The sequence below is a fragment of the Bradyrhizobium sp. SZCCHNR1051 genome (genome assembly GCF_032489615.1).
GTDB lineage: Bacteria > Pseudomonadota > Alphaproteobacteria > Rhizobiales > Xanthobacteraceae > Bradyrhizobium.
Genome location: NZ_JAUEYJ010000019.1, coordinates 108,425 through 132,830, shown reverse-complemented (window position 1 = coordinate 132,830; position 24,406 = coordinate 108,425). Strand labels below are relative to the sequence as shown.

The window sequence follows — 24,406 nt, the reverse complement described above, 5'->3', positions numbered from 1 at the left end:
CTATTTCACCATCGCGCCATAGACGATGTCCTGCACCTGCTCCCGATAATATTTGCGCAAGTCCCCAGGCGCCGCCGTGCCGACCACCACGACCAACCGCTCCTTGGGATCGCAGAAAAACTGGGTGCCGAAGGCGCCGTTCCAGCTGAACTCGCCGGGATTGCCGGGCACCGCCGACAGGCCCTCGCTGACGCGCACGGCGACGCTGAGGCCGAAGCCGAAGCCGGCGCGATGCGGCTCGACAGTGGCGACGGTGTTCTTGATCTCCGGGCCGAGATGATTGGAGGTCATGTGGTGCACCGTCTTCGGGCTCAGGATCCGCACGCCATCGAGCTCGCCGCCATTGAGCAGCATCTGGCCGAAGCGGACGTAGTCGCCGATCGTGGCGAACGAGCAGGCGCCGCCGCAGTCCGACCTGGTCGGCGTGTCCAGGAGCTTGATCGCCTGCGGCTTGCCGGTCAGCGGATTGTTCGGAAACGGATGCGCCAGCCGCGGGCGTTGTGCGTCGGTCGGCGCGAAGGTCGCGTCCTGCATGCTGAGCGGCTTCCAGACATTGGTTGAAAGATATTCACCGAGCCGCTGCTCGCTGACCTTCTCGATCACGGCTCCGAGCACGTCGATGGAGAAGCCGTATTCGAACTGCGTGCCCGGCTGATGCGCCAGCGGCAGCTTGGTGATGCGCTCGATGAAGGCCTGGGTGTCGCCTTCGATCGCAGGCGCGGTGCCGTCGGGATAGAGCCGCGCCACCGGGCTGGAGCTGTCCGGCCTCCCGCCATACATCAGGCCCGAGGTGTGGCGGTAGAGATCATGGATCAGGATGGGGCGGGCCTGCGGCATCAGCAGCAGCGCGCCGTTCTCCTGGGTGACGCCGACCTTCATGTCGGCGAATGCCGGATAGTAGTCGGCGAGCTTGGCCTGCAGCGGCAGCCGCCCCTGCTCCATCAGCATCAGCCCGCCGACCGCAGTCATCGGCTTGGTCATCGAGGCCAGGGCGAATATCGCGTCGAGCGGCATCGGCGTGCCCTTGACCGGATCGAGCTGGCCGTAGGCCTTGTAATGCACGAGCTTGCCGTCACGCGCGATCGCCACGACCGCGCCGGGCACGCGCTTGGCGGCGATCTCGCGGGCGAAGAAATCGTCCATGCGCGCGAGACCCGCCGGCGAGAAGCCGACCTCGTCGGGCTTGGCTTCCGGCAAGGGCGCGGCAGCGACCGGCGCAATGATCGTTGTGAGCGCGACGGCCGCTGCCGCGAGGATCAGCTTGTTCAAGTGCACCTCCCTGATGTGCGGACGATCCCGCTTATGGCTTGCGAGATTCGATAGCTCCGCGCATCGAGGCTAGGTCAGCCAGCGGAGAACGACAAGCGCTCGCAAAGCGGATCGCATCGCGATGAATTGATCGGCTTCGCTGCTGCACAATGGGCAGTGGTGAGACGTATGAAGAAGGGGACGGGCGAGATCGTGGAGGCTGCGAGGCCACTCATGCTGAGCAAGATCAAGCTCGTCATCCAGATCCTGTGGACCAGCAGCATGCTGATCCTGTGCACCGCAATCGGCGCCAGCTACGGCTTCAGCCAGCACGGCATCAGCGGCGCCATCGCGCTCGGCTTCGTCGGCCTGTGCATCGGCGCGCTGGCAGCGGCAGCGCCGGACGTCGCGCTGGAGATCTTGGTTTCGGGGATCTGGTAGTCCGGTCGTGGAGAGTGGGCAAAGGTGCGCTGGCACGCTGGCTCGGCTTGCACCATTGCTCGGCGCGCCGTGCCCACCATTGCCACCGCGCGTGATAGCGGTGGGCACAGCGCGCGGGAATCTGCGTATGACGCAGCAGCATTGCACGCGCGCCTTTGCCCACCCTACTACTACCGCACCTTATGAAGGAGAATGCGGTTTGATCAAGATCTCACGATCTGGCGCAAATCGATCGCCGGTGGTCATAGTTGGACCATGGGCCTTCAAGTTCGCGCGCAACAAATACGGGCGACGCTGCAATCAGTTCGAAGCGGACTTGTATGCGAGCTGCACCGAACAACAGCGAAGATCGCTGTGCACCGCAGTCTGGGTATCGTCAGGCGGGCTGCTGTTAGTCATGGCTGCAGCCAAACCACTAACTTCGCCACTGTCGCTCTCACAACTCAACGAGCTTTATCGCGATTGGGCTGAATGTCCGTTCGAACCAGGCGCACGGAATTGGGGCATCTACAAGGGTCGACACGTTGCTATCGACTATTCGGCAACCGTCCTCGAAGAGTGAATCAATAAATGCTAAAAAACTCCCACGGCGCTGGTTGAGCACCTCATGGAGTACGCCCTCACCCGATCGCCACACCACCGCCGATGGTGCGGTTGAGCACCTGCGTGGTGCGCTCGATGCGCTCGGCGGCAGCGTTCAGCGCTTTCGCCACCGCGACCTGAGTCGCACGAGCGCGGTCGGCGGACTGGTTGCGCACGTTGCGCAGGCCTTCGAGCTCCTGCTCCAGCACCTGCACGCGCTGATTGGCGTCGATCAGCTCATCGCAGACGGTGAGCGCCGCCATCACCGTGAGCCGGGCGTCGCCGATCTCGCCGAACTTGCCGCGCAGATTGGTAATGCGCGATTCGAGACTCTCGGCGAGCTTGAGCAGCCTGAGCTCCTGGCCTTCCTCGCAGGCCATGCGATATTGGCGGCCGTTGATGGTGACGTTGATGTGGCTCATTCCTCGTCCTCATCGTCTTCAGCGGCGTCCTGCCCGTCGCCGCCAGCGAGCACGGTGCGGATGGTGCCGATCGCGGTGTCCAGACGTTCGGCGATCTCGCGATTGGTGCGCTCGAGCCGGCGCGTTTTCATCAACGAGCCGTCGAGCTCGTCGGCGAGACGCGAGCGGTCGGCGCCGAGCGCCTGGATGCGCGTGGCGAGCTCGTCCTCGTCACGATCCGCCTCGCGCCGCCGCTCGACCGCGCTCTCCAGCGCGTCGAGCGCCGTCATCAGTCGCCGCGTCGCCGCCTCGAGATCGGCGGCGCCGGGTTCCACCTGGCCGGTAAGATTGGCAGGGTGATCGTTCATGGCACGGATGCGAGGCCCTCGGAGCCAGCGGGATGCGACAAAAGCGCTGTCCGGCAAGCGGTTACGGGCAAAATCTTACGTGCTGGGCGAGCCAAGCGCAACGCTCGGCCGAAACTATGCACTACTAAGCAACTTTTGGGAGGTTCCCGGCGTTGCAGAACCTTTGATTCCCGGAACCGAGGTGCTAATCAGCCCGCAAAATCCCGGCCCGCCAGCAATACCGGCGGCGCTCCTGTCATCAGCATTTCACGTTTGGACGGATTCCAGCATGACGCAGGTCGATCATTCCCGCATGGCCAACGCCATCCGCGGGCTCGCAATGGACGCCGTCGAGAAGGCCAAATCGGGCCATCCGGGCCTGCCGATGGGCGCGGCGGACGTCGCCACCGTGCTGTTCACCCGCGTGCTGAAATACGATGCCGCAGCGCCCGCTTGGCCGGACCGCGACCGCTTCGTGCTCTCCGCCGGCCACGGCTCGATGCTGCTCTATGCGTTGTTGTATCTCACCGGCAACGAGGAGATGACGCTCGACCAGATCAAGCGCTTCCGCCAAGTCGATTCGCTGACGCCGGGCCACCCGGAGAATTTCCGCACCAAGGGGATCGAGACCACCACCGGCCCGCTCGGCCAGGGCATCTCCACGGCGGTCGGCATGGCGCTGGCCGAGAAGATGCTGCAGGCCGAATACGGCAAGAAGATCGTCGACCACCACACCTATGTGCTGGCGTCCGACGGCGACCTGATGGAGGGCATCTCCCAGGAAGCGATCGCGATGGCCGGGCACTGGAAGCTCAACAAGCTGATCGTGCTGTGGGACGACAACGGCATCTCGATCGACGGCCCGCTGTCGATTGCCGACTCGGTCGACCAGGTGAAGCGCTTCAAGGCGTGCGGCTGGGCCGCCGAGCTGATCGACGGCCATGATCCCGAGGCGATTGCGGCCGCGATCGCGCGGGCGCAGAAGTCGTCAAAGCCGTCGCTGATCGCCTGCAAGACCACCATCGGCTACGGCGCGCCGACCAAGGCCGGGACCTCCAAGGTGCATGGCGAGGCGCTCGGGGCAGAGGAGCTGAAGGGCGCCAAGGAGAAGCTCGGCATTTCGCAGGAGCCGTTCTCGGTGCCCGACGACGTGCTCGCCGCCTGGCGCGAGGCCGGCCGCCGCGGCGCGGCTGCGCGCGGCGAATGGGAGACCCGGCTTGGCGAGATGGGCCCGCGCAAGCGCGCCGAGTTCGAGCGCCGGCTGCGCCACGAGCGGCCCGCGGCGCTGGCGAAGGCGCTGAAGGACCACAAGAAGGCGCTGCTGGAGACCCCGCTCAACGTCGCCACCCGCAAATCGTCGGAGGCCGCGATCGAGGTGATCGCAGCCGCAATGCCGTTCGAGTTCGTGGCCGGCTCGGCCGACCTCACCGGCTCCAACAACAACAAGGCGAAGTCGGCTGTCTCGTTCTCGGCCAAGACGCCGAAGGGGCGCTTCATCCATTACGGCATCCGTGAGCACGGCATGGCCGCCTGCATGAACGGCATCTTCCTGCATGGCGGCTTCGCGCCCAACGGCGCCACCTTCCTGGTGTTCTCGGACTATGCGCGCGGCGCTATCAGGCTGTCGGCGCTGATGGGCGCCGGCGTCGTCTACGTGCTGACGCATGATTCGATCGGCCTCGGCGAGGACGGCCCGACGCACCAGCCGGTCGAGCATCTGGCCGCGCTGCGCGCGATCCCCAACATGCGGGTGTTCCGGCCGTGCGATGCGGTCGAGACCGCCGAATGCTGGGAGCTGGCGCTGAACCGCACCAACGGTCCGACCGTGCTGGCGCTGACGCGGCAGAACCTGCCGCAGCTGCGCACCTCAGCGCCGTCGGATAATCCGTGCAGCCGGGGCGGCTACGAGCTCGTCGCCGCGCAAGGCGAGGCCAAGGTGTCGCTGTTCGCGACCGGCTCCGAGGTCGAGATCGCGGTGGCCGCGCAGAAGCAGCTCGCTGAGCGTGGCATCCCAGCCCGCGTCGTCTCGGTGCCGTCGCTGGAGCTGCTGCTGGAGCAGCCGGCCGAGACCAGGGCAAAGATCGTCGGCAACGCGCCGGTCAAGATCGCCGTCGAAGCCGCAGTGCGCTGGGGCTGGGACGCGGTCATCGGCCAGGACGGCATCTTCATCGGCATGCATTCGTTCGGCGAAAGCGGCCCGGCCAAGGAGCTCTACAAGCATTTCGGCATCACCGCCGAGGCGGCTGTCGCGGCGGCCGTACAGCGGCTGGGGTAAAGGCCCGCTCGATCCTGCGCGGCGGTTCACCAAATCAGGAGCGCCGCACGAACGTGATTCGCGACGGTTGAGCGATCGCAAAAAAAGGACTACGAAAGGACCATATCGTCCGCTCCCGCCCGGCAGAACCGGGCGGCAACAGTTCCAAAACCCTCGTGGGGCCCGTGAGAAGGCTGCCGACGGGGATGAGAAACGTCATTGAAGGAGACGAAAATGGCAGTCCGGGTCGGGATCAACGGGTTTGGCCGCATCGGCCGCAACGTTCTGCGTGCCATCGCGGAATCGGGCCGCAAGGACATCGTGGTGGTCGGCATCAACGATCTCGGCCCGGTCGAGACCAATGCCCATCTGCTGCGCTTCGACAGCGTACACGGCCGCTTCCCCCACACCGTGACCGTCGACGGTGACAGCATCGACATCGGCAACGGCAAGATCAAGGTGACGGCCGAGCGTGATCCGTCGAAGCTGCCCTGGAAGGATCTCGGCGTCGACATCGCGCTGGAATGCACCGGCATCTTCACCTCCAAGGACAAGGCCTCAGCACACCTGACCGCCGGCGCCAAGCGCGTGCTGGTCTCCGCGCCGGCCGACGGCGCCGACGCCACCATCGTCTACGGCGTCAACCACACCGCGCTGACCAAGGAGCACCTCGTCGTCTCCAACGGCTCCTGCACCACCAACTGCCTGGCCCCGATCGCCAAGGTCTTGAACGACACGGTCGGCATCGAGACCGGCTTCATGACCACGATCCACGCCTACACCGGCGACCAGCCGACGCTGGACACCATGCACAAGGATCTCTATCGCGGCCGCGCGGCGGCGATGTCGATGATCCCGACCTCGACCGGTGCGGCCAAGGCGATCGGCCTAGTGCTGCCCGAGCTCAAGGGCAAGCTCGACGGCGTCGCGATCCGGGTGCCGACGCCGAACGTGTCGGTGGTGGATCTCAAGATCGTCGCCAAGCGTAACACCGATCCGAAGGAGATCAACGAGGCGATGAAGCGCGCCAGCGAGCAGGAGCTGAAGGGCATTCTCGGCTACACCACCGCGCCAAACGTCTCGATCGACTTCAACCACGATCCGCACTCCTCGACGTTCCACATGGACCAGACCAAGGTCATGAACGGCAACCTCGTGCGCGTGATGTCCTGGTACGACAACGAGTGGGGCTTCTCCAACCGCATGGCCGACACCGCCGTGGCGATGGGCAAGCTGCTGTAACCATCTGCCAGTCATTCCGGGGCGCCTCGCAGAGAAGCCCCCGGAATCTCGAGTTCCGGGTGCGGTCCCGCGGACCGCCCCGGAATGACGACTGAGGAAGCGTCATGACCCTTCCCAACTGGCTCGGTATCCCCGGTGCGATGTTGTTGATCGGCCTGATCGCTTATGGCTTCCGCCAAGGCATGCGGGTGACGGCGAAGCAGGAAGGCAATCCGCCGGAAAACACCGACGGATATAATCACCACTGATTAGTCCCTCGTTTTACGGTGGCTTCAATGAAACAATTCCGCACCCTCGACGACGTCGACGTCAAAGGCAAGCGCGTGCTGCTGCGCGTCGACCTCAACGTGCCCATGGAGAATGGTCACGTCACCGATGCCACGCGCCTGGAGCGCGTCGCGCCGACCATCAATGAGATCGCGACCAAGGGCGGCAAGGTCATCCTGCTCGCCCATTTCGGCCGGCCCAAGGGGCGTGATCCGAAGGAGTCGCTGAAGCCGGTCGCCGCCGCTTTGTCCGCGGTGATCAAGCGCCCGGTCGCCTTTGCCGATGACTGCATCGGCGCGCCGGCCGCGAGCGCCATTGCCGCCATGAAGGACGGCGACGTGCTGTGCCTGGAGAACACGCGCTTCCACAAGGAGGAAGAGAAGAACGATCCGGCCTTCGTCGCCGAGCTCGCCAAGCTCGGCGACATCTGGGTCAACGACGCCTTCTCCGCAGCGCACCGCGCCCATGCCTCGACCGAGGGCCTCGGCCACAAGCTGCCGGCCTATGCCGGCCGCACCATGCAGGCCGAGCTCGACGCGCTCGACAAGGCGCTGGGACGGCCGGCCAAGCCCGTGATCGCGGTCGTCGGCGGCGCCAAGGTCTCGACCAAGATCGACCTATTGGAAAACCTCGTCACCAAGGTCGATGCGCTGGTGATCGGCGGCGGCATGGCCAATACCTTCCTGCATGCCCAGGGCGTGCAGATCGGCAAGTCGCTGGCCGAGAAGGATCTCGCCGCCACCGCTCTTCGGATCATGGAGAAGGCGGAAGCCTCGAACTGCGCCATCATCCTGCCGGTGGATGCCACCGTCTCCTATCACTTCGCGGCGAACTCGCCGTCCTTCGCCTATGGGCTCGACGCGATCCCGCCGGACAGCATGATTCTCGACGTCGGCCCGCAATCGACCGCGCGCATCCATGCCGCGATCGACGATGCGGCGACGCTGGTCTGGAACGGTCCGCTCGGCGCCTTCGAGCTGACGCCGTTCGACCGCGGCACCATGGTCGCCGCGAAGCATGCCGCCGAACGCACCAAGGCCAAGAAGCTGGTCTCGGTGGCCGGCGGCGGCGATACCGTCGCCGCGCTCAATCAGGCCGGAGTTGCCTCGGACTTCAGCTATGTCTCGACCGCCGGTGGCGCCTTCCTGGAGTGGATGGAAGGCAAGCCACTGCCGGGCGTCGAGGTGCTGAAGATCTGATTTCTCGGACCTTGTCGGCCATGGATGTTTCTGTTATGTTCCATCCATGGTCGAGACTCCGACAAACGCTGTCCATTCGATCCTGATCAAGATCCAGGAGAGCATTGCTGCGCTCCGGACAGAGGTCGGACAGTTCAGGCTGGATAATCGAACCGAGCACGAGCGCATGGAAGCCTTGATCCGCAAGCAGCGTCGGGACTCTGCCGGCCATGCTGGTGATGATGCGCGCGGCCGCCAGTGACTTCGACGAGCGTGTCACCGAGGTCGAGGAGCGCATCGCTGCTCTTGAAGCCAGGAAGACCTGATCTCCCATCGTTGAGCTACCGGCAAGGCGCCAGCCCTACGCGCTAACCCTAGACATATCCTGATCGCCTCCTCCTCCGGGCTGCGTCGCCACTGCCCTTGGAATCCGCCCACCACCGCGTTATGCACGGTGCAGCAGTTTCGACGCGTGCGTCAGCCGCCGCACGGTCCAATCCTTAATCTCAGGGAGTTCCAGCCATGGCTCGTATCACGTTGCGTCAATTGCTCGACCACGCGGCGGAAAATGACTACGGCGTCCCGGCCTTCAACATCAACAACATGGAGCAGGCGCTGGCGATCATGGAGGCGGCCAATGCGGTCGACGCGCCCGTCATCATCCAGGCCTCGCGCGGCGCCCGCTCCTACGCCAACGACGTGATGCTCAAGCACATGATGGACGCGGTCACCGAGATCTATCCGCACATTCCGGTCTGCGTGCATCTCGACCATGGCAACGAGCCCGCGACCTGCATGACCGCGATCCAGGCCGGCTTCACCTCCGTCATGATGGACGGCTCGCTGAAGGCCGACGGCAAGACCCCCGGCGACTGGGACTACAATGTCGGGGTGACCAAGGCCGTCACCAACATGGCGCATCTCGGCGGCATCTCGGTCGAGGGCGAGCTCGGCGTGCTCGGCTCGCTCGAGACCGGCATGGGCGACAAGGAGGATGGCCACGGCGCCGAGGGCAAGCTGTCGCACGATCAGCTGCTGACCAATCCCGACGAGGCGGTGAAGTTCGTGCGTGAGACCAAGGTCGACGCGCTCGCGATCGCGATGGGCACCTCGCATGGCGCCTACAAGTTCACGCGCAAGCCGGACGGCGACATCCTCGCCATGAACGTGATCGAGGAGATCCACCGCAAGCTGCCGAACACGCATCTGGTGATGCACGGCTCATCGTCGGTGCCGCAGGACCTTCAGGAGATCATCAATTCCTTCGGCGGTAAGATGAAGCCGACCTGGGGCGTGCCGGTCAGCGAAATCCAGCGCGGCATCAAGAACGGCGTGCGCAAGATCAACATCGACACCGACAACCGCATGGCGATGACCGGCCAGATCCGCAAGGTGCTCTCGGAGCACCCGGAAGAGTTCGATCCGCGCAAGTACCTGAAGCCGGCGATGGAGGCGATGGCCAAGCTGTGCAAGCAGCGCCTGCAGGAGTTCAACACCGCCGGCCAGGCTTCCAAGATCAAGCGCGTGCTGACGACCGCCGAGATGGCCAAGCGCTACGCCAAGGGCGAGCTCGATCCGAAGGTGGCGTGAGCCGGCGTTTACAGCCCCTCGGCCCGCTGAGCTTGCTAGACCTCGGTGGTCACCGCGACGGCAGTGAGCTCCCCTCCCCCTTGCGGGGAGGGGTCGGGGGTGGGGGTCTCCGAGTGATCCTATCAGTGATGGGCTCGAGAGCACGTGTCGGCGATCTTGCAGTTATGAGCGACACAGCGAAGGCCTGACCGCGCGCCCCCCCATAGCGATTGACGAGGGACGATTGTAGACGCAACTCACTGAATTCAGCGCGCGTGGACCCCCACCCCCAACCCCTCCCCGCAAGGGGGAGGGGAGTCGGCTGCCTTTGACGCGACAGGTCGTCTGATCAGCAATCTCTCCTTCACCTCTGCGAGAGCCTGCCTTGGCTGCGGCCAATGTTTGCTCGGCATCCGCCCGAGAACCGTCTATTTTGATGGGCAGGGCAGGTGCGTCTGGAGCCAAGCATGAACCTCTCCGCACTGAACAGCACGGCCCTTGCCATGGTCACGCCGGGCAAGGGCATCCTCGCCGCCGATGAATCGACCGGGACGATCAAGAAGCGCTTCGATGCCATCAAGGTCGAATCGACCGAACAGAACCGCCGCGACTATCGCGAGATGCTGTTTCGCAGCGCAGGCATGTCGTTCATCTCCGGCGTCATCCTCTATGACGAAACCGTCCGCCAGAACGCCGCCGACGGCACCCCGCTGGTGAAGCTGATCGAGGCGGCCGGCGGCATTCCGGGCATCAAGGTCGATGAGGGAACGCAGCCGCTACCCGGCTGCCCCGGCGAGCGGGTCACGGTCGGCGTCGACAGGCTTGCGGATCGGCTGGCGACGTACTACGCGCTGGGTGCGCGCTTCGCCAAATGGCGGGCCGTGATCGATATCGACAAGGACAATATCCCTTCGATGACAGCGATCCATGTCAACGCGCATGCGCTCGGCCGCTATGCCGCCCTGTGCCAGGCCGCGAACATCGTGCCGATTGTCGAACCGGAGGTGCTGATGGACGGCGATCATGACATCGGTCGCTGCTTCGACGTCACGCGCCGCGTCCTGAACGAGGTGTTTCGTGAATTACGCATCCAGCGCGTCGCGTTGGAGGGCATGATCCTGAAGCCCAACATGGCGGTGCCCGGCAAGCAGTCGCCGGACCAGGCCGGGGTGCAGGAGGTCGCCGAAAGGACCGTCCAATTGCTGAAGGAATGCGTGCCCGCGGCGGTGCCCGGCATCGCCTTCCTGTCCGGCGGACAATCGGACGAGAGTGCCACCGCGCATCTCGACGCGATGAACCGGCTCGGGCCGCTGCCCTGGAGGCTGACCTTCTCCTATGGCCGCGCGCTGCAGGCGGCGCCGCAACAGGCATGGGCCGGCAAGGCGGCGAACGTCCCCGCCGGCCAGCGGGCCTTCACCCACCGCGCCCGCATGAACGCGCTTGCAAGCCGCGGCCAGTGGACCGCAGCGCTCGAGAAAGAGGCCGCATAGTGTCCGGCAAGACGACTTCCGCGCGGCCCGCACCGCGCCTCTATCTGGCAACGCCGGTCGTGACCGATGCGGCGGCGCTTGCCGCCGACCTGCCGGCGATCCTCGCCAACGCAGATGTCGCGGCGGTGCTGGTGCGGCTGAAGGACAGCGATCCGCGCAGCATGATCACGGCGGTCAAGACGCTGGCGCCGGCGATCCAGGGCGCCGGTGCGGCGCTGCTGATCGACGGCCATCCCGACATCGTGGCCCGCGCCGGCGCCGATGGCGCGCATCTGACCGGCGTCGCGGCGCTGGAGGAGGCGCTGCCTGGGCTGAAGCCGGACCGCATCGCCGGCGGCGGCGGCCTGTCGACACGCCATGATTCGATGCGTGCGGGCGAACTCGGCGCCGACTATGTGCTGTTCGGCGAGCGCGATGCGCAGGGACGGCGGCCCTCGCCGGATGCCGTCAACGAGCGCCTCGCCTGGTGGGCGGAGCTGTTCGAGCCGCCCTGCGTCGGCTATGCGATCTCGCTCAAGGAAGCCACCGACTTCGTCGCGGCCGGAGCCGATTTCGTGCTGGTCGACGACCTCGTCTGGAACGACGCCCGCGGTCCCGCCGCGGCGCTTGCAGAGGTCAGCACCGCGATCCGGAGCGCATATGCGGCCGCGCCGGCCGACGCGCCGGGACAGAGCTGAACGGGGCCGATGACGATCCTGCGCCTGACATGTGTTGTTGCTGCGCTCGCCATGGCGATGACGGGCGCGGCCGCGCAGATCTCGTTGACGCCGCCGGCTCTGCAGCCGCCGACGGAAAAGCCCAAGCCGATCGAACGGCCGGCGGAGAAGGCGGCTGAGAAGCCCAGGCCGCCGGCACCGCCCGCGGCAAAGAAGCCGGCCCCTTCCCCCTCCGGCAAGCCGGCGGCTCCTGCACCGGCCACGACGCCGCAGCCCGCCGCCAATGATCCCAATGTCGACCTGGTCTACGGCGCCTATCAGCGCGGCCAGTACAAGACCGCGTTCGATCTGGCGTCGCCGCGCGCCCAGGCCGGCGATCCCAAGGCCATGGCGATGCTCGGCCAGCTCTACGAAAACGCCATGGGCATCCGCCGCGACTACGACAAGGCGGCGACCTGGTACAAGCGCGCCGCCGAGGCCGGCGACCGCGAGGCGATGTTCGCGCTGGCGATGATGCGGCTGGCCGGGCGCGGCGGCCCGATCGACAAGCCAGAGGCGGTGAAGCTGCTCGCTTCCGCCGCCAAGCTCGGCGAGCCCAAGGCTGCCTACAATCTCGCTTTGCTCTATCTCGACGGCCAGACCCTGCCGCAGGACCTCAAGCGCTCGGCCGAACTGCTGCGCATGGCGGCCGACGCCGGCAGTCCCGAGGCGCAATATGCGCTGGCGACGTTCTACAAATCGGGCACCGGCGTCCCGCAGGACCCGGAGAAGGCCGCCCGCCTGCTGCAGGCCGCCGCGATCGCCGACAATGTCGACGCCGAGGTCGAATACGCCATCGCGCTGTTCAACGGCACCGGCGTGCCGAAGGACCAGCCCGCGGCCATCGCGCTGCTGCGCCGGGCCGCGCGGCAGAACAGCCCGGTCGCCCAGAACCGGCTGGCATGGGTGCTGCTGTATGGAATCGCCACCCAGATGGACAAGGTCGAGGCCTACAAATGGCACCTGGTGGCCAAGACGGCCGGCAAGGGCGATCCCAAGCTCGACGAGAAATTCGCCGACATGCCCCCCGAGGACCGTGCCAAGGGCGAGCAGGCCGCCAAGCGCTGGCTGGGCACCATCAAGTGATCGGCCGCTGATCCGGCCTTGACGCGGCGGCCCCGGCAGGGCACCCACAGCCAGCCATTTCACCCGCCTTCGTCCGCTTCCGGGGAAGGCGCGCACCGCAAGGTGCGGTCAGCCCAGCGCATCGAGCTCATGATCCATTCCGCCCTCATCAACGTCATGGTCAAGGCCGCGCGCCGCGCGGGCCGCAACCTCAAGCGCGATCTCGGCGAGATCGAGCACCTGCAGGTGTCGCTGAAGGGGCCAGCGAACTTCGTCTCGCGCGCCGACAAGAAGGCCGAGGAGATGCTGTACGAGGATCTCTCCAAGGCCCGTCCCGGCTACGGCTTCATCGGCGAGGAAGGCGGCAAGCGGGAAGGCAGCGACAAGTCGCACACCTGGATCGTCGACCCGCTCGACGGCACCACCAATTTCCTGCACGGCATCCCGCAATTCGCGATCTCGATCGCGCTTCAGCGCGAGGACACCGTGATCGCCGGTGTGATCTACAATCCCGCCAATGACGAGCTCTACATCGCCGAGCGTGGCAAGGGCGCGTTCCTCAACGACCAGCGGCTGCGCGTCGCCGCACGGCGCCAGCTCCACGAATGCGTCATCGCCTGCGGCCTGCCGCATATCGGCCGCGGCGACCACCAGCTGTTCCTGCGCGAGATGACCTCGCTGCAGGTCAAGGTCGCCGGTCTCCGCCGCTTCGGCGCCGCCTCGCTCGACCTCGCCTTCGTCGCGGCGGGGCGCTTCGACGCCTATTGGGAGCGCGATCTGCAACCCTGGGACATCGCCGCCGGCTTGATCATGGTGCGTGAGGCCGGTGGCACCGTTTCCGGTATCGACGGCAAGGAGGACGCGCTGGCCACCGGCCACGTCGTGTGCGGCAACGAGGTCATTCACCGCGAGCTGGTGAAGGTGCTGAAGGCGGCGGCGTAGTTCGAGCCTACGATCGGGTCTCAGTCTGCACTCTGCGGGCCTGGCGCGAGCTCTGGCCTCACACATGGTGTCCGTCCCGGCCTTGAGCCGGGACCCCAGCCACCGGCTCTCGTGCCTGAGCAAGACTGGTCGACCAGTGTGCCTCAAACCTCTCCCTGGGGGTATGGGTCCCGGATCGGCGCGCGCGTACCGCGCGCTTGTCCGGGACGACACCGAGGGTGTCGTTTGGTTGCCGGGCTCTACCGCCGCCCGCTGGTGAACGCCTGGGGCGTAGCACCTGGCAGCGCCGGCGAGTTGATGTCGCTGTCGACGCGGTCGGACGACTGGCCGGCGTAGCTGAAGCCGAGCGACAGGCTGACATTGGACGTCGGCTTGAACTCGACGCCGCCATTGATGGCGTAGGCCGGAGTCGAGGTGGAGCGCGAATCGAACGTCGCGAACGGGCCGCCGAGGCCGGGATTGTATTTCAGCGTGTCGAAGCCGCCGTAGACACTGACGCCGCTCTTGAAGGTGTAGCCGTATTGCGCGCCTTCGGTCGTGTACGAGCCGAGCGAGCCGTAGCGATTGACGATGTTCGAGCTCAGGCCGACTCCCGAAAGCGCCGCCCAATTGTTCGTCACGCTGTAGCGCCGCGAGAAGAAGCCGCTGTCGCTGCCGTTCGTCGTGAAGCTCGGAAAGTTGCCGTAGGAGTCGAGGCTGCCGGCATCGCTGAAGCCGACCGGCCAGCCCGGCAGCCAGTATTTCACGGGGCCAGACTGGGCGTGAGCCCCGGGAGCGCCGAGGCAGAGGCCAGCCAGCAGAAACGCGAAAGCCAATTTGCGTGGGAACATCGACATGCCGTTACCGCTTCACGTCGGCGGATCATACACGCGGAGAGTGGCGAACTCCAGACAGAGAGGGGATTTCGAGCGCGGCCGCGAAGCCGGTGCGCTCCCCTCCCCCTTGCGGGGAGGGGAGCAGACCGGCCGCGCGGCAGGATGTCGGCACAATCCTCCGGACAGACCATTCATGATCGCCTACGACTTCGCCGGCGCCGGTGGCCCATAGGCCTCACGCTCCGCCACCGGCTCCGTCTTCTCCCGATCGCCTGCGAGCACGCGCTGCACCGAGACGAAGAACACCGGCACCATCAGCAGCGCCAGGATCACCACCGCGATCATGCCGCCCATCACGTTGGTGCCGAGCGCCTGCTGGCTCGCGCCGCCGGCGCCCGTCGCCATCGACATCGGCAGCACGCCGCAGACGAAGGCGAGGCCGGTCATGATGATCGGGCGGAAGCGCAAGGAGCAGGCCTCGATCGTCGCCGCGACCAGCGGCTTGCCGTGGGCGCGCAGGTCCTTGGCGAACTCGATGATCAGGATCGCGTCCTTGGCGGCGAGTCCGATGATGGTGATCAGCGCCACCGTGAAGTACACGTCGTTGGACAGGCCGCGCAGATTGGCGGCGACGACGGCGCCGAGGATGCCGAGCGGCACGGTCAAGAGCACCGCGAGCGGGATCGTCCAGCTTTCGTAGAGCGCGGCCAGGCACAGGAACACCACCAGGGCCGACAGGCCCAGCAGCAGCGGCGCCTGCGAGCCCGACAGCTTCTCCTGCAGCGACTGTCCGGTCCATTCATAGCCGAAGCCGCGCGGCAGCTTGCCGGCGAGCCGCTCCATCTCCTTGAGGGCATCGCCCGAGGTGTAGCCCGGCTTAGCCTCGCCGGAGATGCGGATCGCCGGATAGTAGTTGAAGCCGGCGATCTGGCTCGGTCCCTTGGCCCATTGGATCGTCGCGAACGACGAGAACGGCACCAGCTGCCCCTTGGCGTTCTTGACGCTGTAGTTGAGGATATCGTCTGCGTTCATGCGGCTGATGCGATCGGCCTGCACCACGACGCGCTGCATGCGGCCGCGGTTGGGGAAGTCGTTCACGTAAGTCGAGCCGAGATTGGTCGAGATCGTGTTGTTGATGTCCTCGAAGGTGACGCCGAAGGCGCCGGCCTTCTCGCGGTCGATCATCAGATTGACCTGGGGTCCCGGCGGCAGGCCTTCGACATAGACCTTCTGCAGCACGGGGCTGGCATTGGCCTCCGCGATCAGCTGATCTGCGGCCGCGGTCAGCGCGGCGTAGCCCTTCTGGCCGCGGTCCTGCAGGCGGAAGCTGAAGCCCGAGGAGTTGCCGAGATTGTCGATCGGCGGCGGCTGCAGCGCCGTGATCTTGGCGTCGCGCAAGCCGGCGAGATCGCGGTTGATGTCGGCGACCAGCGCCGCGGCGCCGTCACGCTTGCTGCGCTCCGACCAGTCCTTCAGCGAGATGAAGGCCTGGGCGGTGTTGACGCCCTGGCCGGCATAGCTGAAGCCGGTCAGGAAGGTGACGTTCTCGATCCCTTCGCGCTTGGCGAGATACTTCTCGACCGCCTCCACCGCGGCCTGCGTCCGCGCGTAGGAGGAGTCCGCCGGTGTCTGCACGTCGGTGGTGATGAAGCCCTGGTCATCGACCGGCAGGAAGCCGCCCGGCAGCCGGATGAAGGCGAAGGTCAACCCGACCAGGAAGATCGCATAGATCAGCATCAACCGTCCGGTGCGCTTCAGCGCACCGCCGACCACGCCGGCGTAGCGGTTGCGGCTGTTGTCCATGAAGCGGTTGAACCGGCCGAACACGCCCTTCTTCGCATGGCCGTGGCCGGCCGCGACGGGCTTCAGCAGGGTCGCGCACAGCGCCGGAGTCAGCGACAGCGCCAGCAGCGCCGAGAAGCCGATCGCGGCGACCATGGTGACCGAGAACTGCCGGTAGATGATGCCGACCGAGCCGGGGAAGAATGCCATCGGCACGAACACCGCCATCAGCACCAGGGTGATGCCGATGATGGCGCCGGTGATCTGGCCCATCGCCTTGCGCGTCGCCTCCTTCGGCGACAGCCCCTCCTCGGTCATGATGCGCTCGACGTTCTCGACCACGACGATGGCGTCGTCGACGAGGATGCCGACCGCGAGCACCATGCCGAACATCGTCAGCATGTTGATGGAGTAGCCGACCAGCATCAGCGTCGCGCAGGTGCCGAGCAGCGCCACGGGGACGACGATGGTCGGGATGATGGTGTAGCGGATGTTCTGCAGGAACAGGAACATCACCACGAACACCAGCACGACGGCTTCGACCAGGGTCATCAGCACCCGCTTGATCGAGGCTTTGACGACCGGCGTGATGTCGTAGGGGATTTCATAGCTGATGTTGGACGGGAAGAAGCGCGACAGCTCCTTCATCTTGGCCTCGACCGCGCTCGCGGTCGCCAGCGCATTGCCGGTCGGCGACAGCAGCACCGAGAGACCCGCGGTCGGCTTGCCGTTGAGGCGGGTGTTGAACTGATAGCTCAGGCCCCCGATCTCGATGCGGGCGACGTCGCGCAGCCGGACCGTCGAGCCGTCGGCATTGGCGCGCAGGATGATCGATCCGAACTCGTCGGGCGAATCGAGCTGGCCCTTGACCAGCACCAGCGCCGAGGTGCGCTGCGAGGTCGTCGCGGGCTCGGCGCCGATGCTGCCCGAGGCGACCTGCGCGTTCTGCGCGCCGATCGCCTTGGTGACGTCGTCGGCGGTGAGGCCGTAGCCGACCAGCTTGGCCGGATCGAGCCAGACGCGCAGCGAGCGCTCGGTCGAATACAGCGTGGCGCGGCCGACGCCGGGAATGCGCCGGATTTCGCCGAGCACGTTGCGGATCATGAAGTCGCCGAGGCCGACCTCGTCGAGGCTGCCGTCGGTCGACTGCAGCGTGATGATCTGCAGCACCGCGGCGGAGGCTTCCTCGACCAGGATGCCCTGCTGGATGACGGCGCGCGGCAGCCGCGCCTCGACACGCTTGAGGCGGTTCTGCACCTCGACCGAGGCGTCGTTGGTCGACGTGCCCGGCACGAAGTTCGCGGTGATCTCGACCTGGCCTAGCGAATCGCTGGTGGATTCGAAATTGAGAATGCCGGAAGCGCCGTTGAGCTCCTCCTCGATGAGCCGCGTCACGCTGTTGTAGAGGTTCTCCGGCGATGCGCCGGGATAGCTCGTCGAGATCGAGATCGAGGGCGGCGCGATGATCGGATATTGCGCCACCGCCAGCAGCGGAATCGCGATCGCGCCGATCAGGCAGATGAACAGCGCGACGACCCAGGCGAAGATAGGCCGGTCGATGAAGAAGCTCGGCATGCGACTTACCGCGTCGCCGACTTCGATTCGAGCTGCGTCGCGGCGCTGACCTCGGTCCAGACCTGCGGCGCGACCCTGTCGCCGGCGGCGAACTTCTGGAAGCCGTCGACCACAACCTTGTCGCCGGCGCGCAGACCGTCGGTGATCAGCACCAGGCCATCCTGGGTCGGACCGATGCGGACCGGCCTGGCGATCGCGCGGTTGTCGTCGCGGATGACGTAGACCTCGGCCCCCCCGGCCGCGTTGCGCTGCACCGCCTGCTGCGGCACGCCGACGGAGTCGCTGTCGATGCCCTGCTCGATGCGGACGCGGACATACATGCCCGGCAGGAGCTCGCGCTTCGGATTGGCGAACTCGCCGCGCAGCGTGACCTGACCGGTGGCGGCATCGACCTTGGCGTCGGAGAACAAGAGCTTGCCCGGGATCGAATACGGCGTGCCGTCGTCGAGCACGAGACGGACCTTGATCGCGTCGGGCGAGATCTGGTCGAGGTCGCCCGACTCGAACGCCCGGCGCAGGCGGTTGAGCTCGCTCACCGACTGGGTGAAGTCGGCATAGATCGGATCGAGCTGCTGGATCGTGACCAGCGAGGTCTCGTTCTGGACCGCGATGGCGCCCTCGCTGACCTGGGCCGCGCCGACGATGCCGTCGATCGGCGCGCGCACGGTCGCATAGTCGAGATTGAGCTGGGCGCGCGCGAGATCGGCCTTGCGGGCCTCGATGTCGGCCGCGGCTTCGCGCTCGCTCGCGACCGCCTTCTCCTGCTCGACCTCGGGCGCAGCGCGCTCCTTGAACAGCAGGGCGATGCGGCGCGCCTGCTGCACCGCGCGCTCATGCACCGCCTCGGCCTTGGCCAGCGCCGCCCGGCTCGACAGGATCTCCACCTCGAACGGCTTCGGATCGATGCGATAGAGCGGATCGCCCGCCTTGACCTCGCTGCCCTGGCGGAACAGCCGCTCGACGATGATGCCCGAGACGCGCGGACGGACGTCGGAGACGCGCGTCGGCGCGATGCGGCCGGGCAGCTCGCGCACGATCGCTCGCGCCTTCTGCTCGACGGTCACGATGCCGACGTCGGGGATGACGATCTGCTCATTGGCGGAGGCCTGAGCCTGGATGGGGTCGTTACAGCCGGCCAGCAGCGGCGCGGCGGCCGCGAGCATCAATGCACTGCTGACCAGCGACGCGCGAAAACGAAACATGGGTGGAGGAGCCCCTCGATGATGATGAAAACCGGTCGACCGGATGGCCCAGTCATGGCGCCATTCTGGCGCTCGCCTTGCCTGCAACATAGAAAAGAGCTGCTGCGACGCAACGCGGAACCCGGGCGGCTTGATGTCACACGAACTACGTGACTGATAGATCAAGATTTTTTTGGACTCACCTAATTGTGAGTGCTTTGTGGCAGCAGGTTCCCCGCAGAATCCGCACAGCGAAACGCGAATCTCCTTCGGAGCTGCGGCATCCCGCCGCAGCGAACAAATTAGTTCGCCGGCCGCAGGCGGTAGTGACTGACGCCCCATTCACGGCCTTCGTCGTGCCCGAACAGACCCGCGGTGGCGAGGAAGAACCAGCGCCAGCGGCGCATCCACAGCGCCGTGTCGTCGCCATAGACGGGCTGCAGCACCTGCAGGATGCGGTTGTAGTCGGCATCGAAATTGGCGAGCCAGTCCCGTGCCGTGCGCTGATAATGCGTGCCGCTCCAGCACCATTCCTTCTCGACCGCGAACAGATCCGCGTACTGCCGGATCAAGGTGTGGCTCGGCATGATGCCGCCGGTGAAGAAGTGCTGCGCAATCCAGTCCTCGCGATCGTTGCGGTCGAACAGGTAGGATCCGGTGCGGTGGGTGAAGATGTGCATGAACAGGCGGCCGTCCGGCGCGAGCCATGATCTGACCCGCGACAGCAGCTCGCGCCAGTTCATCATGTGCTCGAACATCTCCACCGAGACGATGCGATCAAACCGCGCGTCGGGAGCGAACCCGTTCATGTCGGCGGTGACGACCCGCAAATTGAGCAGGCCGCGCGCGGCCGCCATCTCCTCGATCGCGCGGCGCTGCGAGTGCGAGTTGGACACCGCCGTGATCTTCGCATGCGGGAACTGCCGGGCCATGAACAGCGACAGCGAGCCCCAGCCGCAGCCGAGCTCGAGAACGCTCTGGCCGTCCTGCAGATCGGCATTGGCGACGGTCTGGCGCAGCGCCTCCTCCTCCGCCTCCTGCAGGGTGGAGACCGGCTCCTTGTAGAAGCAGCAGGAATATTTGCGGTTCGGCCCGAGCACGCGGGCGAAGAACGCCGCCGGCACCTCGTAGTGCTGGCTGTTCGCCGCGTCGGTATGCTCGGCGATGGGGCGCGTCGTCAGCACGCGGGCGAACTCTGCATCACCCATTGCATCGGCCCCGCCCAGCCGCGCCGCGGTGCGTGCGCACAATTCGGAGATCGCCGAGCGGATGACGGCGTCGGGCAGCGGCACACGCTCGGCGGCGCCGATGATGGTCGAGATGAAGCTCATGCGGTGGCTCCGTTACTTCGTCAAAGGATTTGGCGGCAGGGGAAAGAACGCGCTGGTGCGCGCCTGATAGGCCCGGTAGCGATCGCCGCGCGAGCGCAGCATCTGCTGCTCCAGCGGCGGGATGCCGGTGACGTGGACCAGGATCCAGTACATGAACAACGGCGCGAGCAGGCTGGCGAAGCCCCACGGATGGTCGAACGACAGCGCGATGACCGGATAGGACAGCCAGCACATCCACTCGAAGAAATAGTTGGGATGGCGCGACCAGCGCCACAGGCCGACGTCGCACACCTTGCCCTTGTTGGCGGGATCGGCGCGGAACGCCTTGAGCTGGGCATCGGCCAGTCCCTCGCCGGCGATGCCTGCGAACAGCACGAAGATGCCGAGATAGTCCTGCAGACGCAGCTCGGCGGCCGGCGCATGGGCCGCGACGAACATCGCGAACACCAGCGGGATCGAGCCCCAGGCCTGCTGCTGCAGGAACAGGAACATGCGCCGCGGTGCGGCCGCGCCCCATTGCCGGGCAAACTCCGCATAGCGCGGGTCGTCTGACATGCCGCGGCTGCGTGCCGCGACATGGCCGCCGAGCCGCAGCGACCAGATCGCCACCAGCACCGCGACCAGCCACTGCCGCGCGTTGGGGGCCGCGCCGCCGGCGGACCAGATCGCGCCGACGGCGCCGACCAGCCCGACGGAAAATGTCCAGATCGTGTCGACCCAGCCGGAGTTGCCGCTGCGCTGCTGCACGACCCAGGCGAGCCCCATCAGCACCGACATCGCCGCGGCCATCGCCAGGAGCGCTTGCAGATATTCAACGACGGTCATGACAAAGCCAGGGCGTTCCCGCTAGATATGAGCCACGGGACTAACTACGCCGCGGGTGCCCGCCGGTTTCAGCCATAGTTCCGCGCAGGGGACGGGGATTGCGCCGATCGCGGCTTTTTTCCCGCTGCTGCTGTGCCATAGTGGATTTTAGGGACCGGTCCCCGCAACGGATGTCATCGACAATGCCTCAAGGCTCCCCTTCCCGCTCCGCGATGGACGTCGAAATGACCAAATTGTCCTCGCCCCGGATCTTCCTGGTGCGGATGCTGGTCTTCCTGGTGCTGTGCGCGCTGGTCGGCGTCGTGCTCTACAAGCAGATCATCATGGCGTTCTTCGCCAATCCCGGCCTCAACGCCCTGATCGGGGCGGTGCTGCTGATCGGCGTCATCCTGTCGTTCCGACAGGTGGTCCGGCTCTATCCCGAAGTGTCCTGGGTCAACAATTTCCGCATCGCCGATCCCGGCCTGGCGGTGCCTCGTCACCCGGTCCTGCTGGCGCCGATGGCCGCCATCCTCGGCCGCGAGCGCTCGGGGCGGATGTCGATCTCACAGCAGACCATGCGCCATCTGCTCGACTCGATCGCCACCCGGCTTGACGAGGCCCGCGACATCTCGCGCTACATGACCGGCCTGCTGGTGTTCCTCGGCCTGCTCGGCACGTTCTGGGGCCTGATCGAGACGGTCGGCTCGGTCGGCAAGGTGATCGAGGGCCTCAAGGTCGGTGGCGACGCCGGGGCGCTGTTCGACACGCTGAAGGGCGGCCTTGCCGCGCCGCTGGGCGGCATGGGCATCTCATTCTCGTCCTCGCTGTTCGGCCTTGCCGGCTCGCTGATCCTCGGCTTCCTCGACCTGCAGTCGAGCCAGGCGCAGAACCGCTTCTATACCGACCTGGAAGACTGGCTCGCGGGCACCGTGCGCGAATATGGCGGGACGGGCGATACCGGGGCCGATCTCTCGGTCGCCATCGAGCGGCTGCGCACCGCCATGGAGGACGGCTCGAACCGCGGCGCCACCGCGGCGATGGCCAACCTCGCCGAGGCGATCCAGGGGCTGGTCGGGCACATGCGCACCGAGCAGCAGATGATCCGCGAATGGGCCGACGGCCAGGGCGAGCAGAACCGCGAGATCAAGCGGCTGTTGGAGCGGCTCGCGCGGCAGACGGAGAAGAGTTGAGCTGCCCCACCGGCCGGCCGAAGACGAACTAGGAGACGCTGAATGGCGCTTGCCCGTACCCGCCGTGGAGATTCCGGCCTCAACTACTGGCCGGGCTTCGTCGATGCGCTGTCGACGCTGGTGCTGTCGATCGTGTTCCTGCTGACCGTGTTCCTGGTGGTGCAGTTCTTCCTGTCGCAGGAGGTCACCGGCAAGGACAAGGCGCTGGAGCAGCTCAACGCCAAGATCGCACAGCTCAACGAGATGCTGTCCCTGGAGAAGCTCGGCAAGCTCTCGCTGGATGACCAGGTCGCGCAACTGCGCGCCGGGCTCGCAAGCGCCGAAGCCGAGCGCGACCGCGTCAAGGGTCTCTATGACGGGCTCGCCAATGCCGGCAGCAATGCCGCCGGCCGCGCCAACGAGCTCAACCGGGCGCTCGACTCCGAGAAGCAGGTCACGGCGCGGGCGCTGGCCCAGATCGAGGTGCTCAACCAGCAGATCAGCGCACTGCGCCGCCAGCTCGCCGCGCTCGAGGATGCGCTCGATGCCTCGGAGAAGCGCGACAAGGAATCGCAGAGCCGCATCGCCGATCTCGGCTCGCGCCTCAACGTCGCGCTGGCACAGCGGGTGCAGGAGCTGACCCGGTACCGCTCGGAGTTCTTCGGCCGGCTGCGCGCCATCCTCGGCAACCGTCCCGACATTCGCGTCGTCGGCGACCGCTTCGTGTTCCAGTCCGAGGTGTTCTTCGACACGGGGCAAGCCACCCTGCTGCCTGAGGGCCAGCAGGAGCTGAACTCGGTGGCGACGGCGCTGGTCGATCTCGACAAGCAGATCCCCGCCGAGATCTCCTGGGTGCTGCGGGTCGATGGCCACACCGACGTTCGTCCGATCAACAGCCCGGTGTTCAAGTCGAACTGGGAATTGTCCTCGGCGCGCGCCATCTCGGTGGTGCAGTATCTGATCTCGCTCGGCGTCCCTGCGCAGCGCCTGGTCGCGGCCGGCTTCGCCGAATTCCAGCCGCTCGACCCCGCGAATACCGAGGAGGCCTTCCGCCGCAACCGGCGCATCGAGCTGAAGCTGACGGAGCGGTGACGTCGACCTCCACCCTGCGCCCCTATCGCGCCGAGGACGAGGACGCGGCGATCGCGTTGTGGCAGGAGACGTGGCAGCTCGCCTATCCCGCCATCGATTTTGCCGCGCGCGTTCCATGGTGGCGTGAGCGCTGGCGAAATGAGCTGGTGCCGAAGGCGGACGTGATCGTCGCCGAGACGGAGGGGGCACTTGCCGGCTTTGTCACGATCGATGCGTCGGGCTATCTCGATCAGCTCGTGGTCTCGCCCCGGCACTGGGGCTCGCCGCTCGCCACGCAGCTGGTCGACGCCGCCAAGCGGCGCTCTCCGGGCGGCATCACGCTGCTGGTGAACAAGGACAACGCCCGCGCGATCAGCTTCTACAAGCGCAACGGCTTCCTGGAGGCCGGCGAGGACGTCAATCCGACCTCAGGGCGTCCGGTGCTGCGGATGGCGTGGACGCCTTAGGCACTGCCACCCCGGATCGCGGCCATATCCACCACTGTCGTCCCGGACGACCGAGCGCAGCGAGGGCAGATCCGGGACCCATACGCCGCGGCAGAGGTTTTGCGACGAGTGGGTGTCCCTGGCATTCGGGCGCCAAACATCGGTCTGTGGTTATGGGCCCCTGCGTTCGCAGGGGCGACACCGAGGGTGCAGCGATCAGCAACTACACGCCGCGAAACAGCACGCCGATCGTCAACACCACGAACGCAATCGCCAGCGCATCGAAGGCGTGCGCGGCCGACAGCAGCGGCACCGAAGCGTGCATGTAGTGCGCGAGCATCGCGACGAGGGCGAGCACCAGCGCGATTGCGAAGATCACAAAGGAGGGCGGCGTGAGGGCAAAACTGCCACGACGATAAGGCATGTCCGTTGCTCCTGTTAGGACCAGGCACGCCTGCTACGAGCGGCGCGCCATCCGTTCCGGCAGGGAACGTACAAGGCGGGAGAA

23 protein-coding genes are annotated in these 24,406 nt (G+C 66.4%); 14 read left to right on the top strand and 9 right to left on the bottom strand.

Going from position 1 to position 24,406, the window contains the following annotated elements; all coding sequences use genetic code 11:
- Positions 1-1,269 carry a serine hydrolase domain-containing protein gene (locus tag QW868_RS23250; protein WP_410051318.1) on the bottom strand — a complete coding sequence of 423 codons (1,269 nt, stop codon included), beginning with the start codon at positions 1,267-1,269 and terminating at the stop codon, positions 1-3.
- A 213-nt stretch (positions 1,270-1,482) separates the two neighbouring features.
- Between QW868_RS23250 and QW868_RS23245 the strand changes: the two genes are divergently transcribed.
- Together QW868_RS23245 and QW868_RS23240 are read left to right on the top strand one after the other, a co-directional pair.
- Positions 1,483-1,689: a hypothetical protein gene (locus QW868_RS23245; RefSeq protein ID WP_315775413.1), complete on the top strand. Its 207-nt coding sequence runs from the start codon at positions 1,483-1,485 to the stop codon at positions 1,687-1,689.
- 127 nt (positions 1,690-1,816) lie between these two features.
- Positions 1,817-2,251, top strand: a complete 435-nt coding sequence (locus tag QW868_RS23240) for a hypothetical protein (RefSeq protein WP_315775414.1) — start codon at positions 1,817-1,819, stop codon at positions 2,249-2,251.
- A 58-nt stretch (positions 2,252-2,309) separates the two neighbouring features.
- Here the strand turns inward: QW868_RS23240 and QW868_RS23235 are convergent, their stop codons facing one another.
- Entirely contained in the window at positions 2,310-2,693 is a 384-nt protein-coding gene (locus QW868_RS23235; protein ID WP_315753275.1) for a cell division protein ZapA, read from the bottom strand.
- Entirely contained in the window at positions 2,690-3,040 is a 351-nt protein-coding gene (locus tag QW868_RS23230) for a DUF4164 domain-containing protein (RefSeq protein ID WP_315734406.1), read from the bottom strand. The genes QW868_RS23235 and QW868_RS23230 overlap by 4 nt, the downstream gene beginning before the upstream one ends.
- A 268-nt stretch (positions 3,041-3,308) precedes the next feature.
- Here QW868_RS23230 and tkt point away from each other — a divergent pair, with 268 nt between their 5' ends.
- The 9 genes from tkt to QW868_RS23185 all read left to right on the top strand — a co-directional run bounded on the left by tkt (position 3,309) and on the right by QW868_RS23185 (position 13,721).
- Positions 3,309-5,294 carry a transketolase gene (gene tkt / locus QW868_RS23225; RefSeq protein ID WP_316231600.1) on the top strand — a complete coding sequence of 662 codons (1,986 nt, stop codon included), beginning with the start codon at positions 3,309-3,311 and terminating at the stop codon, positions 5,292-5,294.
- A 213-nt stretch (positions 5,295-5,507) separates the two neighbouring features.
- A complete protein-coding gene (gene gap / locus QW868_RS23220; RefSeq protein WP_315734410.1) occupies positions 5,508-6,515 on the top strand; it encodes a type I glyceraldehyde-3-phosphate dehydrogenase in 1,008 nt (335 codons plus the stop codon).
- 104 nt (positions 6,516-6,619) lie between these two features.
- Positions 6,620-6,763, top strand: a complete 144-nt coding sequence (locus QW868_RS23215) for a hypothetical protein (protein WP_315734412.1) — start codon at positions 6,620-6,622, stop codon at positions 6,761-6,763.
- Positions 6,764-6,790: 27 nt separating this feature from the next.
- Positions 6,791-7,981 (top strand): phosphoglycerate kinase, encoded by a 1,191-nt coding sequence (locus QW868_RS23210; protein WP_316231599.1) that lies wholly within the window; start codon positions 6,791-6,793, stop codon positions 7,979-7,981.
- A gap of 501 nt (positions 7,982-8,482) precedes the next feature.
- Positions 8,483-9,550 (top strand): class II fructose-bisphosphate aldolase, encoded by a 1,068-nt coding sequence (gene fba / locus QW868_RS23205; RefSeq protein ID WP_315771738.1) that lies wholly within the window; start codon positions 8,483-8,485, stop codon positions 9,548-9,550.
- Positions 9,551-9,996: 446 nt separating this feature from the next.
- Positions 9,997-11,019, top strand: a complete 1,023-nt coding sequence (locus QW868_RS23200) for a class I fructose-bisphosphate aldolase (RefSeq protein ID WP_316231598.1) — start codon at positions 9,997-9,999, stop codon at positions 11,017-11,019.
- Positions 11,019-11,696, top strand: coding sequence for a thiamine phosphate synthase (locus QW868_RS23195; RefSeq protein ID WP_315775421.1), 678 nt, complete (start codon positions 11,019-11,021; stop codon positions 11,694-11,696). The genes QW868_RS23200 and QW868_RS23195 overlap by 1 nt, the downstream gene beginning before the upstream one ends.
- A gap of 9 nt (positions 11,697-11,705) precedes the next feature.
- The gene (locus tag QW868_RS23190; RefSeq protein WP_315797028.1) at positions 11,706-12,800 is read left to right on the top strand and encodes a tetratricopeptide repeat protein; all 1,095 of its coding nucleotides are present in this window, start codon (positions 11,706-11,708) and stop codon (positions 12,798-12,800) included.
- A 129-nt stretch (positions 12,801-12,929) separates the two neighbouring features.
- Positions 12,930-13,721, top strand: coding sequence for an inositol monophosphatase family protein (locus QW868_RS23185; protein ID WP_315734428.1), 792 nt, complete (start codon positions 12,930-12,932; stop codon positions 13,719-13,721).
- A 239-nt stretch (positions 13,722-13,960) separates the two neighbouring features.
- On the opposite strand, the gene QW868_RS23180 is transcribed toward QW868_RS23185, so the two are convergent.
- The 5 genes from QW868_RS23180 to QW868_RS23160 all read right to left on the bottom strand — a co-directional run bounded on the left by QW868_RS23180 (position 13,961) and on the right by QW868_RS23160 (position 21,230).
- Positions 13,961-14,557, bottom strand: a complete 597-nt coding sequence (locus QW868_RS23180; protein WP_316231597.1) for a hypothetical protein — start codon at positions 14,555-14,557, stop codon at positions 13,961-13,963.
- A 180-nt stretch (positions 14,558-14,737) separates the two neighbouring features.
- Positions 14,738-17,893, bottom strand: a complete 3,156-nt coding sequence (locus tag QW868_RS23175; RefSeq protein ID WP_316231596.1) for a multidrug efflux RND transporter permease subunit — start codon at positions 17,891-17,893, stop codon at positions 14,738-14,740.
- Positions 17,894-17,898: 5 nt separating this feature from the next.
- The gene (locus QW868_RS23170; protein WP_316231595.1) at positions 17,899-19,095 is read right to left on the bottom strand and encodes an efflux RND transporter periplasmic adaptor subunit; all 1,197 of its coding nucleotides are present in this window, start codon (positions 19,093-19,095) and stop codon (positions 17,899-17,901) included.
- 281 nt (positions 19,096-19,376) lie between these two features.
- Positions 19,377-20,405 carry a cyclopropane-fatty-acyl-phospholipid synthase family protein gene (locus QW868_RS23165; RefSeq protein ID WP_316231594.1) on the bottom strand — a complete coding sequence of 343 codons (1,029 nt, stop codon included), beginning with the start codon at positions 20,403-20,405 and terminating at the stop codon, positions 19,377-19,379.
- A gap of 12 nt (positions 20,406-20,417) precedes the next feature.
- Positions 20,418-21,230, bottom strand: a complete 813-nt coding sequence (locus QW868_RS23160; protein WP_316231593.1) for a DUF1295 domain-containing protein — start codon at positions 21,228-21,230, stop codon at positions 20,418-20,420.
- A 182-nt stretch (positions 21,231-21,412) separates the two neighbouring features.
- On the opposite strand from QW868_RS23160, the gene QW868_RS23155 reads away from it, so the two are divergent.
- From QW868_RS23155 to QW868_RS23145, 3 genes are read left to right on the top strand one after another with little or no spacing between them, the layout of a single operon-like run.
- Positions 21,413-22,402: a flagellar motor protein MotA gene (locus tag QW868_RS23155; protein WP_315734443.1), complete on the top strand. Its 990-nt coding sequence runs from the start codon at positions 21,413-21,415 to the stop codon at positions 22,400-22,402.
- A 42-nt stretch (positions 22,403-22,444) separates the two neighbouring features.
- Complete coding sequence (locus QW868_RS23150; protein WP_315753304.1) at positions 22,445-23,473, top strand: peptidoglycan -binding protein; 1,029 nt, start codon at positions 22,445-22,447, stop codon at positions 23,471-23,473.
- Positions 23,470-23,919, top strand: a complete 450-nt coding sequence (locus QW868_RS23145; protein WP_315813646.1) for a GNAT family N-acetyltransferase — start codon at positions 23,470-23,472, stop codon at positions 23,917-23,919. The genes QW868_RS23150 and QW868_RS23145 overlap by 4 nt, the downstream gene beginning before the upstream one ends.
- Positions 23,920-24,121: 202 nt before the next feature.
- Here the strand turns inward: QW868_RS23145 and QW868_RS23140 are convergent, their stop codons facing one another.
- Complete coding sequence (locus QW868_RS23140) at positions 24,122-24,322, bottom strand: hypothetical protein (RefSeq protein ID WP_006614616.1); 201 nt, start codon at positions 24,320-24,322, stop codon at positions 24,122-24,124.
- Positions 24,323-24,406: the final 84 nt, after the last annotated feature.

Coding starts and splice junctions, on each gene's coding strand:
- QW868_RS23245 (WP_315775413.1), top strand. CDS start 1,483: ATGCTGAGCAAGATCAAGCTCGTCATCCAGATCCTGTGGACCAGCAGC.
- QW868_RS23240 (WP_315775414.1), top strand. CDS start 1,817: ATGACGCAGCAGCATTGCACGCGCGCCTTTGCCCACCCTACTACTACC.
- QW868_RS23235 (WP_315753275.1), bottom strand. CDS start 2,693: ATGAGCCACATCAACGTCACCATCAACGGCCGCCAATATCGCATGGCC.
- QW868_RS23230 (WP_315734406.1), bottom strand. CDS start 3,040: ATGAACGATCACCCTGCCAATCTTACCGGCCAGGTGGAACCCGGCGCC.
- tkt (WP_316231600.1), top strand. CDS start 3,309: ATGACGCAGGTCGATCATTCCCGCATGGCCAACGCCATCCGCGGGCTC.
- gap (WP_315734410.1), top strand. CDS start 5,508: ATGGCAGTCCGGGTCGGGATCAACGGGTTTGGCCGCATCGGCCGCAAC.
- QW868_RS23215 (WP_315734412.1), top strand. CDS start 6,620: ATGACCCTTCCCAACTGGCTCGGTATCCCCGGTGCGATGTTGTTGATC.
- QW868_RS23210 (WP_316231599.1), top strand. CDS start 6,791: ATGAAACAATTCCGCACCCTCGACGACGTCGACGTCAAAGGCAAGCGC.
- fba (WP_315771738.1), top strand. CDS start 8,483: ATGGCTCGTATCACGTTGCGTCAATTGCTCGACCACGCGGCGGAAAAT.
- QW868_RS23200 (WP_316231598.1), top strand. CDS start 9,997: ATGAACCTCTCCGCACTGAACAGCACGGCCCTTGCCATGGTCACGCCG.
- QW868_RS23190 (WP_315797028.1), top strand. CDS start 11,706: ATGACGATCCTGCGCCTGACATGTGTTGTTGCTGCGCTCGCCATGGCG.
- QW868_RS23185 (WP_315734428.1), top strand. CDS start 12,930: ATGATCCATTCCGCCCTCATCAACGTCATGGTCAAGGCCGCGCGCCGC.
- QW868_RS23180 (WP_316231597.1), bottom strand. CDS start 14,557: ATGTCGATGTTCCCACGCAAATTGGCTTTCGCGTTTCTGCTGGCTGGC.
- QW868_RS23175 (WP_316231596.1), bottom strand. CDS start 17,893: ATGCCGAGCTTCTTCATCGACCGGCCTATCTTCGCCTGGGTCGTCGCG.
- QW868_RS23170 (WP_316231595.1), bottom strand. CDS start 19,095: ATGTTTCGTTTTCGCGCGTCGCTGGTCAGCAGTGCATTGATGCTCGCG.
- QW868_RS23165 (WP_316231594.1), bottom strand. CDS start 20,405: ATGAGCTTCATCTCGACCATCATCGGCGCCGCCGAGCGTGTGCCGCTG.
- QW868_RS23160 (WP_316231593.1), bottom strand. CDS start 21,230: ATGACCGTCGTTGAATATCTGCAAGCGCTCCTGGCGATGGCCGCGGCG.
- QW868_RS23155 (WP_315734443.1), top strand. CDS start 21,413: ATGCCTCAAGGCTCCCCTTCCCGCTCCGCGATGGACGTCGAAATGACC.
- QW868_RS23150 (WP_315753304.1), top strand. CDS start 22,445: ATGGCGCTTGCCCGTACCCGCCGTGGAGATTCCGGCCTCAACTACTGG.
- QW868_RS23140 (WP_006614616.1), bottom strand. CDS start 24,322: ATGCCTTATCGTCGTGGCAGTTTTGCCCTCACGCCGCCCTCCTTTGTG.